Source organism: Acidimicrobiales bacterium, assembly GCA_041394185.1.
Classification (GTDB): domain Bacteria; phylum Actinomycetota; class Acidimicrobiia; order Acidimicrobiales; family Poriferisodalaceae; genus JAAETH01.
Genome location: JAWKIQ010000001.1, coordinates 856,440 through 870,842, shown reverse-complemented (window position 1 = coordinate 870,842; position 14,403 = coordinate 856,440). Strand labels below are relative to the sequence as shown.

Here is a 14,403-nt window from a genome sequence, read left to right as displayed (position 1 = left end):
AGCCTACGCCTCGCCCGACCCGGCGGGGGCTTCCATCCCTGGAGGAATCACGAACAGGGCGTGACAGTGGGTCAACACGTTGTCGCCATCGGGTCGCGTGCCGTCGGTGCATTCGCCCTCGATGAACAGCTTGCGCCCCTCCTGGCGCTCGAGCCAGGCGCTGAACGTGATGGGGTGTCCCAGGGGCGTGCCGTGGCGAAACTCGACCCGTATCCACGCGGTGAAGGCCATGGTCTGCAGCATGGTCAGCACGTATCCGCACAGATCGTCGAAGATTGCCGTGACCACTCCCCCGTGGCTGCGCCCGGGTGCACCTTCGAACGCTTCGCGCAACGAAACCGTCGTGACCGCCCGGTCGCCCTTGCGGACCACCGACAACGGGATGCTCCACGGATTGCCTGCTCCCGAAACCGGGCGGTCGAGGTGCAGGGGAAACGCCGCCTCGTCGTCCGGCAGCTCCTGGGCCCGCCTGTCCTGCGACCACCGGTCGAGCGACCTGATGTTCTTTGGGCCCGATCGGAGGTCTGGCAAGACCTCGTCCAGCATCTTCACCAGCTTGTCGAGGTTGGCCACGTCCTGGTGATGACCCATCAGGGCGTGCGATACGTCGCGCATGCGGTCGGCGGCCGCGATACGGGCCGCGTCCAGCACGGGGTCGGCCAAGGGTTCGGGTTCTGTCACCCGACGATGATCCCGCCTCGCGAGCTGCGATTCAAACCAGGCCACAACGCCAAGCGGTAGGGTCGGCACCATGGGCAACTCTCCAGATGCGGTCGTCATCGGCGCAGGCATCTTCGGATGCGGTATCACCTTCGAACTGGCCCGCAGGGGCCTCGAAGTCGTGTGTGTAGACATGAACTCGGCCCCGGGCATGGGCTCCACTTCGGCGTCGGGGGCGATACTTCGCTTCAACTACTCGACCGTCGCGGCCGCACGGCTGGCCTGGGAGGGAAACCAGTACTGGGAGAACTTCGCCGACTATCTCGAAACCGATGTCGACGGCGAGGTTGCCCGCAAGGTCACTACGGGCAAGCTGTTCCTGCGCCACATCGACGAGCTGCACGAGCTGTACGTCAGGGTGTTGACCGAAGCCAACGTTCCATTCGAAGACTGGGATGCCCAGCAGGTCGCCGACCGCTTCCCCTTCCTGTCGCTCGACGACTACGGCGGCCCGTGCCCGATCGACGACGAGCGCTTCTGGAACCCGCCCCTCGGGTCGCACAAGGGTGGCCTCTACACACCAGACGCCGGTTACGTGAAAGGGCCCCAGCTGGCGGCGCAGAACCTTCACGCCGCGGCTGTGGCCAAGGGCGCGACGTTCGTGTTCAACCGCAGGGTCACCGGGTTGGTCACCACCCCTGACGGATCCAGGGCCACGGGCGTCGAGTTGTCCGACGGCACCACGGTCGAGGCCGGCGCTGTCGTGGCCGTAGGTGGGCCCTGGTCGTCGGGTTTGGTGAAGATGGCGGGCCTCGACGGCTCGATGGCCATCACCACCCGGCCCATGCGCCACGAGGCTCACGTGGCACCGGCACCCAAGGAGATCGACTTCGATGCAGACGGGGCGATCTTCGCCGACCTCGACCAGGGCATGTACTTCCGGCCCGACGGCGCCAACACGATCTTCGTCGGCTCGGCCGACCCCGAGTGCGACGGCCACGAATGGGTCGACGATCTCGACACCATGAACCGCGAGATCACCGAGCCCATCTGGAACCGCCAGATGATGCGCCTCGCGAAGCGCATTCCCAACTTCGGAGTTCCGCACCAGCGCATGGGCGTTGCCGAGGCCTACGACGTGTCGACCGACTGGGGGCCGGTGTACGACCGAACCGACCTCGACGGCTTCTTCGTGGCCATGGGCACCAGCGGCAACCAGTTCAAGAACGCTTGCGTGGCTTCCAACCTGATGGCCGAGCTGATCACCGCAGTGGGTGGCGGACACGACCACGACACGTCACCGCTGCAGGTCCGGGCCAGGTTCACCGGCGACACCATCGACATGTCCGCGTTCTCGCGCAACCGCACCGTCAACGCCGACTCGACCGGCACCGTGCTGGGCTGAACCCGGGACCGATTCTCCCCCACCCTCGCCCGACATGTACGGTTTGGCCCATGCGTGAAGCCGTAATCGTCTCCTATGCCCGCACCGGTCTGGCCAAAGCCGGCCGAGGCGGATTCAACATCACCCCCGCTATGTCGATGGCAGCACACGCCATCAAGCACGCGGTGGCCAAGGCCGGCGTCGAGCCAGAAGCCGTCGAGGACGTTGCCCTGGGCAACGGCGCTCACGGTGCCGGCAACCTCGGCCGCCTCGCCAGCTTGTTGGCCGGCCTGCCCGTCACCACGGGCGGCAACACCATCCAGCGTCACTGCTCGTCTGGCCTCAACTCCATCGCCATCGCCGCCAACCACATCAAGAACGACGGTGTCGATGTTGCGGTCGGCGCAGGTGTCGAGTCGATCTCGATTCCCAGCCCGGGTTTCGGCGGCAGCGTCAACATGGATCCGGCCCTCACCGAGATGTACCCCGCCATCTACATGGCCATGATCGAGACCGCCGACATCGTCGCCGAGCGCTACGGCGTTTCGCGCGAATACCAGGACGAGTACTCGTTCGAGTCGCAGATGCGCATGGCCAGGGCCCAGGAGAACGACCTGTTCGCCGACGAGATCGTGCCCATGGAAACCAAGATGCGCCTCGTCAACCGCGAGACCGGCGAAGAGTCGATCGTCGACTACGTCGTCGAGCGCGACGAGTGCAACCGCCCGTCGACCACCCTCGAGGGCCTGTCGCAGCTGCAGCCGGTTCGTGGTGAGGGCAACTACATCACCGCAGGCAACGCCAGCCAGCTCTCCGACGGCGCTGCCGCCGTGGTGTTGATGTCAGACGAGGAGGCCTCTCGCCGTGGGCTCGAGCCCATGGGCGCCTTCAAGGGCTTCGCCATCGCCGGCTGCGAACCCGACGAGATGGGCATTGGCCCGATCTACGCGGTGCCACGGCTGCTGGCTCGCCACGGCCTGACGGTCGACGACATCGACATCTGGGAGCTCAACGAGGCGTTTGCGTCGCAGTGCCTCTACAGCCGTGACCAGCTGGGCATCGACCCCGAGAAGTACAACGTCAACGGCGGCTCCATCGCCATCGGTCACCCATTTGGCATGACCGGCACCCGCTGCACCGGACACCTCCTGCAAGAGGGCAAGCGTCGGGGCGCCAAGTGGGGCGTCGTCACCATGTGCATCGGTGGCGGCCAGGGCGCTGCCGGGCTGTTCGAGATCTACTAGACACCAGCCACCCTCCATTCGTCATCCAGACAGCTGGGCCGCGTGAAGCGGCCCAGCTGTCGGCGTTTTCGGGCGCCCTATAGTGGCGGGGGCACCAGCGATCGGAACAGGCATGAGCGACGTCAAGGTAGGCATCATCATGGGCAGCCAGTCCGACTGGCCCACCATGCGTGAGGCCGCCGCGGTGCTAGACGAACTCCAGGTGGGCTACGAGACGAAGATCGTGTCGGCCCATCGAACCCCCGATCGGCTCTGGAACTACGGCACCACCGCTGCAGAACGGGGCTTGCAGGTCATCATCGCCGGGGCCGGGGGCGCGGCACACCTTCCGGGCATGATGGCCTCCAAGACCCGCATTCCCGTCGTAGGGGTGCCGGTTCAGACCCGGGCGTTGTCCGGCCTCGACAGCCTCTACTCGATCGTGCAGATGCCGCGAGGGTTTCCCGTGGCCACCATGGCCATCGGCGCTGCCGGCGCTGCCAACGCCGGCCTGATGGCTGCCGCGATCCTGGCAAACCACGACGACTCCTTGGCCCAGCGGCTCGACGCATGGCGTGCCGCGTTGTCGGCATCCATCCCAGACGAACCAACCGATGACTGACCGCCTGCCCGTCGGCAGCACCATCGGCATCCTCGGTGGCGGCCAGCTGGGGCGCATGCTGTCTGTCGCCGCATCGCGGCTGGGTTTCACAACGGTCATATTCGACCCGGCTGCCGACTGCCCGGCCGCTCACGTGTCGCACCTTCACATCCAGGCTGCCTACGGCGACGCTCAGGCGCTTCGGCAGTTCGCAGATCTGGCCAGTGTGGTCACCTTCGAGTTCGAGAACATCCCGACCTCGGCGCTCGATCTGCTCGAAGGCTTGCGCCCGGTTCGCCCGGGCCGCAACGCGCTTGGCGTCAGCCAAGACCGCCTGACCGAGAAGCGATTCTTGGCCGATCTGGGCCTGCCGACCGCACCCTTCGCCCAGGTGGACACACCCGACCAGCTGCGCTCGGCCATGTCCCGCCTGGGCACACCGGCGATCCTGAAGACCCGGCGCTTCGGCTACGACGGCAAGGGTCAGGTGTTGTTGACCGACCAGCGGCAGGCCGCCGAGGCTTTGGCCGCCATCGACCATGCGCCCGCGATTCTCGAGGGCTTCGTCGAGTTCTCCCACGAGGTATCGGTCATCGCTGCGCGCAGCGTCGATGGCGCCTTCGCTTGTTTCGACCCGGGGCAGAACGTGCACCGCGACGGCATCCTGGCCACCACCACCGTGCCAGCCCACCTCACCGCCGAACAGACCGCCCAAGCCGTCGAAACCGCCCGCCATATCCTCGACCGCCTCGACTACGTGGGCGTCATGGGTGTCGAACTGTTCGTCACCAGCGAACACATGGTGGTCAACGAGATCGCACCCCGGGTGCACAACTCTGGGCACTGGACCCAGCAGGGCTGCACGGTCGACCAGTTCGAGCAGCACATCCGAGCCATCGCCGGCTGGCCCCTGGGCTCGACGACCCGCTACGCCGACGTGGTCATGGAGAACCTGATCGGCCACGACATCGATCGCACCGCCGCGATCGCGGCCGAGCCCAATGCAGCGTTGCACCTGTACGGCAAGTCAGGGGTCAAGCCCGGCCGCAAGATGGGACATGTCAACCGGGTGGTCTCGCCGGGCGGGTGACACCCCTGAGACTGCCGGACGGGCGCGCGGTGGCCGCCCCGAGGTCAGGCCTCGAACCTCGCCGACGTCAGGCTGTCCAGGCCCAGAGCGGTGCGGATGTCGCCGGAGATCTGCTGGGTGCCGCGATCCAGTGGCGTTCCGGTCGCGTCGGCGATGCGGGTCAGCATGGTGAAGTTGGCCACGACTGCGGCGGCATCGACCAGATGGTCGAAGCCGAGCGTTCGGGTCACCGCTGCTTTGGCTGCAGCGAGCCGGGCAGGGCTGTCGAAGGTGGCCTCGACGAACTCGACCAACAGCCGACCGTGGGGCACCCCGGCGCCGCTGCTGATCTGGGACGGGTCTGTCCCGTCATGCTGTCCGGAACTGCTCAGACCGAGCAGCGTGGCATGGGAGGTCGTTCAGTAGAAGCAGTCGTTCTTGATCGACGTCATCGCCGCGATCAACTCGATCTGGCGCCTATCGAGAGTGCCGCGGTTCCATTCGAGGTCGCCCATCAGAGCCTCGGGAGGAACGTATTGGGCCCGCGTCAACACCGCCCACAGGTCTCGCCCACCGGCCACACCCGACAACGCCTTCTGCACGTTGGCGCCTCGGATCGGCACCGTTGGCACCCAGTGGCTGGTGACCTCGGCGCCTTCGACCCTGTCGTGTGATGGCGGCCGTTGGTCGGCCTGACCGGGCGCCAGCAGTTCCAGGTCCATGATCTCGGCGAAGCGGTCGAGCGAGTTGACGGCAGCGGTCACCGCCACCAACTCGACGTAGTGCTCGGGCGAAGGCAGCCCGGCGACGATCGCGTCGTACCAGGCTCGCGTCAGGGTGCCCGGGTGGTTCGAGATACGCCAGATCGCGTCCACGGCAGCAGGCGGCAGCGTGTCATCGGAACCTGCGAGGCCTTCGGCCGACGATGGCGCCTGCCAGGGCGGCAAGTCTGAGTGGGCTCGGGCCCGGCGTACCTCAGCGAGCATGGCAAGGCGCTGCACGCCCGACCACCAGGGGCCAGATGCGGCGATCAGCCCCGCCGCCGTCTCGTGAGCCTCGACCAGATCGGAGCGAAAGCCCGACTCGAGCACGGTTGACATGCTCAGATCCTGCCACCTCTACCCGTACCCTTCCCAAAGTGAGCTTCCAAGAGATCTATGCGTCGGGCGCCGAGGGCTATCAGGCCCTGGTCGGGGCCGAGGACGCCGATGGCAACCTGCCGAGCGCTCTCGGCGAGCTCATCGCCCCAGGCACCAGCACCGTCGAGATCGGGGCGGGCACCGGCCGAGTAACCCGCATCCTGTCTTCGCTCGCCATACCCGTGGTGGCGACCGAACCCTCGGCGGCGATGCAGAAGGTCGCCACCCAACTGGGTCTGGGCCCGACCACGGCCCTGTGCAGGGCCGAGGCGGCGGCCTTGCCCTTCTCCGACGGCAGCTTCGAGTGCGCCGTCGCAGGCTGGGTGTTCGGTCACTACGTCGAGTGGCAGCCCGACGGTTGGCGTCACGAGATCGGGCGGTTCCTGGCCGAGTGCGAGCGCGTCACCAACGGCGGTCGGGTCATAGTCGTCGAGACCCTGGGCACCGGCCACGAGCTTCCCTCGCCGCCGGCGCCACTGGTCGACTACTACCGCTTTCTCGAGCAAGACCACGGCTTTGAGCGCCAGTGGATCCGCACCGACTACTCGTTCGCCACCATCGACGAAGCAGCGACCGTGTGCGGAAACTTCTTCGGCGCCGAGTTCGAACAAACCGTTCGCGCCAAACAATGGAGCCGGGTGCCCGAGTGCACCGGCATCTGGTCTCGCCCGGGTTCTTCCGCCGACTGACCAGCACAGCGCTGCTGATGTCGGGATTTCGCCGTTGGGGGTCGCAGCGGCCAGTATTGGCGACGATGAGCATCAAGAACGCGGCCCACATAGCCGGGGTCTACGAACACCCGGGCAGGCATCTGCCCGACCACACCGTGCCCAGAATCCACTTCGAGGTCGCTGCGGGCGCTTTGGCCGACGCCGGTCTGACCTTCGCAGATGTCGATGGGTACTTCTGCGCCGGCGACGCCCCCGGATTCGGCGGGCTCAGCATGGCCGAGTACATGGGCCTTCGGCTGCGCTACACCGACTCGACCGAGACGGGCGGCTCGTCGTACCTGGTGCACGTTCAGCACGCCGCCGAGGCCATCGCCGCCGGGCACTGCTCGGTGGCCCTGATAACCCTGGCGGGCAAGCCACGCACCGGCGGCGCCCAGCCGGGCGGCAGCGCCCGCACCACTGCGCCCGAGAACTCCTTCGAGAGCATCTTCGGGCTCAACGTCATCAACGGCTACGCCATGGCCGCCCGTCGGCACATGTTCGAATTCGGAACCACCTCCGAACAACTGGCCCAGATAAAGGTCGCCGCGTCGCTGCACGCTCAGCACAACCCCAACGCCTTCCTGCCCCAAGCGGTGACGGTCGAAGAGGTTCTCGACAGCCCCATGGTGGCCGACCCCCTGCATCGGCTCGACAGCTGCGTCATCACCGACGGTGGCGGCGCCCTGGTGGTGGTGAGTCCCGAGATCGCCGCCACCCTCGATCGCCACACCATCCCGGTGCTGGGCTCCGGGGTTGCAGTCAAGCAGACCCGCGGCCGGATCGACCTCACCCACACCGGCGCCGTCGTGTCGGGCCCGGCAGCCTTCGCCGAGGCAGGCGTGTCGCACGACGACATCGACTATGTGTCGATCTACGACAGCTTCACGATCACCGTCCTGCAGACCATCGAAGACCTGGGCTTCTGCGAGAAGGGTCAGGGGGGCCGCTTCGTGATGGATGGTGCCCTCCAGGCACCCCACGGGCGCCTGCCCTTCAACACCGACGGCGGGGGGTTGTGCAACAACCACCCGTCCAATCGTGGCGGCATGACCAAGGTCGTCGAGGCCGTCCGTCAGCTTCGCGGCGAGGCCCATGCCGCTGTTCAAGTTCCAGACTGCGAAATCGCACTGGCCCACGGCACGGGCGGCAGCCTGGCCACCCGAATGGGCTCGGCGACACTGATCCTCGGAAGGGGCGACTGATGCCAGGCCAAACCGATCTACCCACGCCAACACCCAACACGAACCTCGACGATCAGCGCTTCTGGGACGCCCTTGCCGAAGACCGCCTCGAGCTGCCGCGGTGCAACTCGTGCGAAACGGTGGTTTGGTATCCCCGACCCTTCTGCCCCGAGTGTGCAAGCACCGACGTCGAGTGGTTCGAGGCCTCGGGTCAGGGCACGGTTTACAGCTATGCGGTCACCCACAAGGCGCCCGGAAACTGGGGCGCCCACGCTCCGTACGTCATCGCCTATGTCGAACTGGCCGAGGGCCCCAGGGTCATGACCAACATCGTCGATGTCGACCCCGCCCAGATCGAGGTCGGAATGGCGGTCAGGGCCGTGTTCCACGCCGGCAAAGACGGTGGCGCCGTGCTGCGCTTCACGGCAGCCTGAGCCGCTACCCGGTCTCTGAGGCCAGACGCTCGAACACGCTGGCCACTACGGCTCTCTCGCGCGGCGCGATCCAGTCGATCATGCTGCGCCTGACCTCTGCAACGTGGCCACGGGCCGCCTGCTCCAGCGCCTCGCGCCCCTGTTGGGTAAGCGCCGCATAGGTTCCCCGGCGGTCTTCAGGACACTTCTGACGCTCTACCAGACCGCGCTTGGCAAGCCGGTCGACTCGCTGCGAAAGCCGGCTCTGCGAGTGCAACAAGAGGTCTGACAGGTCGGTCATCCTGAGCCTTTGTTCGGGAGCTTCCGACAGGTGCACCAGCACCTCGTAGTCGTCGAGACCCATCCCGGAGTCGCGCTTGAGCTGCTCGTCCACCGATTGGTGCACGCGCGCGCTGGCGGCCAGGAAGCCTCTCCAGATCTGCATTTCCTCGGCGTCGAGCCAGCGCGGTTCGTCCATCACGTCAGGTTATTCGACCGATGGTTGCTTTTCTTAATTCTTGAAGTATTGTTACTTCAAGTTTGAATTACCCCCAAGGAGCCATCATGCAGACCCTCACAGAAGCCCTCGATCGTTTCGCCGGCAAGAAGCTCGTCGCCGAGACGATGCACTCCGAGGTCGGGTTCACAGTTCGGCATCTGGGCCTGTCCAAGGTCCGCGGCCGTTTCAACCGCTTCGACGCCACGGTCGCGGTCGGCGACGACCTGAGCACAACCACCATCGAGGCCAACGTCGAGCTGGCCTCGGTCGACACCAACAACGAAGACCGCGACAACCACCTGCGCAGCACCGACTTCTTCGGGGTCGAGGCGAACCCGCTCATGACCTTCCGTTCGACTTCGATAGAAGCCGAGCGCATCGTCGGAGACCTCACCATCAACGGCACGACACGTTCGGTCGAGTTCGACTTCGAGTTCCATGGCGTGGCGACCGACGCCTACGAGATGACCCGGGCCGGCTTCAGTGCATCGGGTCAGATCACCCGCTCGCAGTTCGGCATCGACTTCAATGCGCCCCTGGGAATGGACGGCATGTTGATCGGAGACAAGGTGAACATCGAGCTCGAGATACAGCTGGTCGAGGCGCCATGAGCAGCATCGACATCAGGAGGGCCGCCGATCGGTTCACCACCCGGCTGAGCTGGCTGGAAAGCCATCACAGCTTCAGTTTCGGCCACCATCACGATCCGACCAATGTCGGCCATGGCCTGCTGCTGGTATTCAACGACGACCGGGTTGCACCAGGTGGCGGCTTCGGCCAACACGGCCACCGCGACATGGAGATAGTGACCTGGGTGCTAGAGGGAGCCCTCGAACACCGTGACTCGACCGGAACCCACGGCATCATCCGTCCGGGCGAGGCTCAACGAATGAGCGCCGGGTCTGGCATCTTGCACTCGGAGATGAACGCAAGTCAGTCCGAGCCGGTGCACTTCCTCCAGATGTGGGTGCCGCCAGACCAGCGCGACCTGGAACCCGGGTACGAGCAGCGCGCCGTGTCGGTGAAGCCAGGAGCCGGCCTGGTGGCCGTTGCTTCAGGCCGTGGACACGACGGGGCCGTCATCATCAATCAGCCCCATGCAGTGATGTGGGCCGCCGAGATGGAAGCCGGCGAGGCCGTTGTGCTGCCCGACAGCCAGCACGTCCACGCCTTTGTTGCCCGCGGCCGCGTGGCCTTGTCAGGCCACGAGTTGGCCGCAGGCGATGCGGCCAGGCTCACCGCCGCCGGCGCGTTGCCGGCGACGGCGCTAGAGCCCACGCATCTGGTCGTCTGGGAAACTGCGGCCGACTAGCTGTACTGCAGGCCGTCGTCGAGGTCGATCTCGGGGAACACCTTGCGCTCGCTCCAGTAGTCCTGGGTGTGGCGCCACGGATCACGGTCGCCCTGCTTTGGCAGCAGGTGCATCGACCGGTTGATGTATCCGGGGTTGAAGTCCTCGGGGTCGACCCACGGCAGGCGGGGCATGCCCTCGTCTTCTTCGCGAAGCTGCGGCACCACCACCGACGCACCCTTGGCATCCATGTGGTCGAGCAAACGGCAAACGAAGTGACCGATCATGTCTGCCCGCAATGTCCACGAGGCGCGGAAGTAGCCGAAGACCCATGCCATGTTGGGAATGCCGGTGAACATGGTGCCGTGATATCCGATGCGGCTCGGCCAATCGAGCGGCGCACCGTCGATGTCGAACTCGACGTCGCCCAACACGTTCATGTTGAATCCGGTGGCGGTGATGATGATGTCGGCATCGACGGTGGTGCCGTCGGTCATCTTCAGACCGGTCTCGGTGAAGGTCTCGATCTCGCCGGTCACCGCCGACGCCTTGCCGCTCTTGATGGCGTGGAACAGGTCGCCGTCTGGAACGAACGCAAGGCGCTGACGCCACACCCGGTACTGCGGTGAGAAGTGCGGCTCGAAGTCGAAGTCTTCGCCCATGATCTCGCGGATGCCGTTGAACAGCTCCTCTTTGACCATGTCGGGGTGCTCCCGAGCCATCTCGGCGATCATCTTGCCGTCGAACAGCCGCTTGCGGCGGACGATCTCGTGGATCCACGTTTCGTCGATGTCGAGCTGGCGGAGCTGGTCGGCCAGGTCGTCGACGTTGCGACCCACGGCAAAGTAGGTGGGCGAACGCTGCACCATGGTGATGTGATCGACGTCTGGGGCCATCGCCGGGATGATGGTGGCCGCCGTCGCACCCGACCCAATGCAGATCACCTTCTTGCCGGTGTAGTCGAGGTCGCGGGGCCATAGCTGGGGGTGGATGATCTGGCCCTGGTAGGCGTCCATGCCGGGCCACTCGGGGGTGTAGGGCTGCTTGTGGTTGTAGTAGCCCTGACACATCCACAGGAACCCGCAGGTGAACGTGACATCCTCGTCGGTGTCGGTGCGATGGGCGCTGATCGTCCAACGCTTGTCCTGGCTCGACCACTGGGCGTTGGTGACCTCGTGGCTGTACCGGATGTACTTGGCCAGGTCGTTCTCTTCGATCACCTCACCCATGTAGGTGAGGATCTCCTCGGCGGTTGCGATTGGCGGACCCGTCCATGGCTTGAACTCGTAACCGAAGGTGTACAGATCGCTGTCGGAGCGGATTCCCGGGTACTTGTGAGTACGCCAGGTGCCTCCGAAGCCATCCTGGTTCTCGAGCACGACGAACGAAGTGTCGGGGCGCTCCTGGGTGAGGTGGTACGCACCACCCACTCCCGAGATGCCGCCTCCGACAATGAGGACGTCGAAGTGCTCGACGCCGGTTGTTGCAGACATAGTGACCCCTTCCGCCGGACAGATTGTCACCTTGAACGCAGCGCTCCAAACCAGGGTCGAAGGTCCCAGACCGCCTCATCGCTCCAGGCCCTTCGGCGAACACCGGTGTTCACGCGGCGCCAGACGCCTGGCGAACACCGGTGTTGCAATATGGGATGGAAGTGAGGTCCCGGATCTGGTCGACGACCACCTCGGGTGTGTCCTCGAGGTGACGAATCGTGTATCGGAAGGTGCGCAGACCCATCGAGGCCAGCTCATTTTGCTGGCTTCGGTCCTTGTGGAAGCGCCCATGGTCGCTATGCCAGCGGTAGCCGTCCAGGTACACGACTGCGCCTGCCGAAGCGAAGTAGTTGTCGACGCGGCTGACCGGGCTGCCGTCGCTTCGGCGAAGCACAACCTGCGATTCGGGGAGCGGAAGTCCGTTGTCACGCAAAAGACGATGGAACATCGACTCGAGTTCGGATTCGCTGATGGCCTCCCAGCGCAACCGACACTCGACCTCGTCCAGCAAGGCGCGGATGCCGGTCCTGCCCTTGCCGGCTCGGGCCTCCAGGAATCTCTGGATTGTCGTGAGCTTGGTGCGATACCGGCGTCCCGCAGCGTCGAGCAGCTTTCCGGCATCGGAACCGTACGCAACGCAGTCGATCAGTGTCTGGATGACCGAAGTGGTGGGAATAGCCCGGCGCGAAGCACGGGCCACATCCGGGGCGTTGTGGCGCCTGTGGATGATCCATGGGCGGTCGGCGGTGAACGACTTCGTCGTCGATACCTCGATCTGATCTGGCCTGGTCTCGATCAGACCCAGCATGAACGCAGCCGTGTAGTGCGAGGCAACGGCGCCGGTGCCTGTCGACAACACCGCTGCCATTACCGACCTGGCCCACGTGGCCCCCGAACCCGCCAGGGCAAAAACCCCGGGAGCCACCGGCTCATACATTCCAGAGCGCACCCGCCGGGCGACGAAGTGAGAGTCGCCCCCAGCTTGTGCCACGTCGGCGCGCGTCAGCAGACCGAGTTGGGTCGCCGCTGTCTGCGCCAATCGAACGTCGCGCGATGGTTGGCTGCGCTGGCTGCCCAGCTCACGTCGGTTGTCCGGTGTCGGTGAATACATGCAAAGTTTCTAGACACACGGTGGGACACCGAAGGCCACGAAGAGTCCACGAAAACGCGCAACCCCGGTGTTCAGACGGCGCCAGGAGCCGCCCAAACACCGGGGTTTGGGGAAAGGTGGGTTGAGAAGAGCGGGTGGGTCAGTCGACCCAGCCGGAGACCGACTTGACCTCGAGGAATTCCTCGAGACCCCAAACGCCGCCCTCACGACCGTTGCCCGACTGGCCGTAGCCGCCGAATGGTGCACCCATCCCGCGACCCTGGCCGTTCATCTCGACCATGCCCGAACGCAGGCGACGAGCAAGCCGACGAGCCCGCTCGTTGTCGCCGGTCTGGACATAGTTGGTGAGGCCATAGCTGGTGTCGTTGGCGATCGACAGGGCTTCTTCCTCGGTCTCGAAAGGCATGATCGACAGGACCGGGCCGAAGATCTCTTCCTTGGCGATGGTCATGTCGGGCGTAACGTCGGCGAACACCGTCGGCCGCACGAAGTAGCCCTTGTCGAGGCCTTCGGGGCGGCCGGTTCCGCCGGCGACCAGGGTGGCGCCCTCGTCGATGCCCTTCTGGATCAGGCCCTGGATCTTGTTCCACTGGATCTCGTTGACCACAGGGCCGATGTGACGGCCTTCCTTGTCTGCCATGTCGACCGCGGTCTGCTCGGCAGTGGCCTTGGCCGCAGCGACGGCCTCGTCGTACTTGCCGCGCTGCACCAGCATGCGGGTGGGTGCGTTGCACGACTGGCCCGAGTTGTTGAAGCAGTGCGCAGTGCCGCGGACAACGGCCATCTCGTCGGCGTCGTCGAAGATGATGTTGGCGCCCTTGCCACCCAGCTCGAGAGCAACCCGCTTGACGGTGTCGGCCGCGTTCTTTGTGATGGCGGTGCCGGCACGTGTCGAGCCGGTGAACGACACCATGTCGACGTCGGGGTGACCCGAGAGCTGGGTGCCAACACCCAGACCGTCACCGTTGACCAGGTTGAACACACCGGCGGGGAAGCCGGCCGCGTCGATCATCTCGGCGAACAGCATCGACGACAGCGGAGCCTCCTCGGAGGGCTTCAACACCATGGTGCAGCCGGCACCGAGAGCGAATGCGACCTTGAGAGTGACCTGGTTCATCGGCCAGTTCCAGGGGGTGATCATGGCGCACACACCCACGGGCTCATAGAGGATGCGGTCGTTTGGCGCATGGTCGCCGAGCGGCTGGTCGAAGTGGAAGTTCTCGACCTGGTTGATGGCGTCCATGATGTGCATCATGCCGGCGCCGACCTGGGCCGAACCTGCGAGCTTGATGGGGGCGCCCATCTCGAGGGAGATGGCGTGGGCCATCTCTTCACGCCGTTCCTTGTAGATGCCCAGCAGGGTCTTGAGCTTCTCGACCCGCTCTTCCCTGGGCGTCTCGGCCCAGCCCCAGAAGGCGGCCTTGGCCGCGGCGACAGCGGCGTTTGTGTCGTCCTCGGATCCGAACGAGATGACAGCACAGGCCTCTTCGGTAGAGGGGTTGATGACCTCGTGATCGTTGGGGACCTTCGGGTCGACCCATTCGCCGTTGATGTAGAACTTGCGACTATCGAGCATTTGATCGGTGGTCATTGAATTCTCCGATTCGTGCGGACTTTGATGACCTA

16 protein-coding genes are annotated in these 14,403 nt (G+C 65.4%); 9 read left to right on the top strand and 7 right to left on the bottom strand.

Annotated elements, in window-relative coordinates; all coding sequences use genetic code 11:
* Positions 1-3 precede the first annotated feature (3 nt).
* A complete protein-coding gene (locus tag R2770_04155) occupies positions 4-681 on the bottom strand; it encodes a PaaI family thioesterase (GenBank protein MEZ5279644.1) in 678 nt (225 codons plus the stop codon).
* A 70-nt stretch (positions 682-751) separates the two neighbouring features.
* Between R2770_04155 and R2770_04150 the strand changes: the two genes are divergently transcribed.
* The 4 genes from R2770_04150 (at position 752) to R2770_04135 (ending at position 4,958) form a co-directional block, all read left to right on the top strand.
* Entirely contained in the window at positions 752-2,065 is a 1,314-nt protein-coding gene (locus R2770_04150; protein MEZ5279643.1) for an FAD-dependent oxidoreductase, read from the top strand.
* A gap of 50 nt (positions 2,066-2,115) precedes the next feature.
* On the top strand, positions 2,116-3,288 hold the full coding sequence (locus R2770_04145) for an acetyl-CoA C-acyltransferase (protein MEZ5279642.1): 1,173 nt from the start codon (positions 2,116-2,118) through the stop codon (positions 3,286-3,288).
* 112 nt (positions 3,289-3,400) lie between these two features.
* Entirely contained in the window at positions 3,401-3,889 is a 489-nt protein-coding gene (gene purE, locus R2770_04140) for a 5-(carboxyamino)imidazole ribonucleotide mutase (protein ID MEZ5279641.1), read from the top strand.
* Entirely contained in the window at positions 3,882-4,958 is a 1,077-nt protein-coding gene (locus tag R2770_04135; protein MEZ5279640.1) for a 5-(carboxyamino)imidazole ribonucleotide synthase, read from the top strand. Before purE ends, R2770_04135 begins: the two co-directional genes overlap by 8 nt.
* A gap of 44 nt (positions 4,959-5,002) precedes the next feature.
* Here R2770_04135 and R2770_04130 read toward each other — a convergent pair whose 3' ends face one another.
* Entirely contained in the window at positions 5,003-5,269 is a 267-nt protein-coding gene (locus tag R2770_04130; GenBank protein ID MEZ5279639.1) for a hypothetical protein, read from the bottom strand.
* Positions 5,270-5,356: 87 nt separating this feature from the next.
* Positions 5,357-6,037 (bottom strand): hypothetical protein, encoded by a 681-nt coding sequence (locus R2770_04125; GenBank protein MEZ5279638.1) that lies wholly within the window; start codon positions 6,035-6,037, stop codon positions 5,357-5,359.
* A 38-nt stretch (positions 6,038-6,075) separates the two neighbouring features.
* Here R2770_04125 and R2770_04120 point away from each other — a divergent pair, with 38 nt between their 5' ends.
* From R2770_04120 to R2770_04110, 3 genes are all read left to right on the top strand, one after another.
* On the top strand, positions 6,076-6,765 hold the full coding sequence (locus R2770_04120; GenBank protein ID MEZ5279637.1) for a class I SAM-dependent methyltransferase: 690 nt from the start codon (positions 6,076-6,078) through the stop codon (positions 6,763-6,765).
* A 65-nt stretch (positions 6,766-6,830) separates the two neighbouring features.
* Positions 6,831-7,991, top strand: coding sequence for a thiolase domain-containing protein (locus R2770_04115; GenBank protein ID MEZ5279636.1), 1,161 nt, complete (start codon positions 6,831-6,833; stop codon positions 7,989-7,991).
* Positions 7,991-8,404, top strand: a complete 414-nt coding sequence (locus tag R2770_04110) for a Zn-ribbon domain-containing OB-fold protein (GenBank protein MEZ5279635.1) — start codon at positions 7,991-7,993, stop codon at positions 8,402-8,404. The genes R2770_04115 and R2770_04110 overlap by 1 nt, the downstream gene beginning before the upstream one ends.
* Positions 8,405-8,408: 4 nt before the next feature.
* Here R2770_04110 and R2770_04105 read toward each other — a convergent pair whose 3' ends face one another.
* Positions 8,409-8,861, bottom strand: coding sequence for a MarR family transcriptional regulator (locus R2770_04105; protein MEZ5279634.1), 453 nt, complete (start codon positions 8,859-8,861; stop codon positions 8,409-8,411).
* 86 nt (positions 8,862-8,947) lie between these two features.
* On the opposite strand from R2770_04105, the gene R2770_04100 reads away from it, so the two are divergent.
* Positions 8,948-9,493, top strand: a complete 546-nt coding sequence (locus tag R2770_04100; GenBank protein ID MEZ5279633.1) for a YceI family protein — start codon at positions 8,948-8,950, stop codon at positions 9,491-9,493.
* Entirely contained in the window at positions 9,490-10,194 is a 705-nt protein-coding gene (locus tag R2770_04095) for a pirin family protein (protein MEZ5279632.1), read from the top strand. Before R2770_04100 ends, R2770_04095 begins: the two co-directional genes overlap by 4 nt.
* Here the strand turns inward: R2770_04095 and R2770_04090 are convergent.
* From R2770_04090 to R2770_04080, 3 genes are all read right to left on the bottom strand, one after another.
* Complete coding sequence (locus R2770_04090; GenBank protein ID MEZ5279631.1) at positions 10,191-11,666, bottom strand: NAD(P)/FAD-dependent oxidoreductase; 1,476 nt, start codon at positions 11,664-11,666, stop codon at positions 10,191-10,193. The two genes, R2770_04095 and R2770_04090, sit on opposite strands and share 4 nt — an antisense overlap.
* 109 nt (positions 11,667-11,775) lie before the next feature.
* Positions 11,776-12,777 (bottom strand): hypothetical protein, encoded by a 1,002-nt coding sequence (locus R2770_04085; GenBank protein MEZ5279630.1) that lies wholly within the window; start codon positions 12,775-12,777, stop codon positions 11,776-11,778.
* Between the two features lie 139 nt (positions 12,778-12,916).
* Positions 12,917-14,368 carry an aldehyde dehydrogenase family protein gene (locus R2770_04080; GenBank protein ID MEZ5279629.1) on the bottom strand — a complete coding sequence of 484 codons (1,452 nt, stop codon included), beginning with the start codon at positions 14,366-14,368 and terminating at the stop codon, positions 12,917-12,919.
* Positions 14,369-14,403 lie beyond the last annotated feature (35 nt).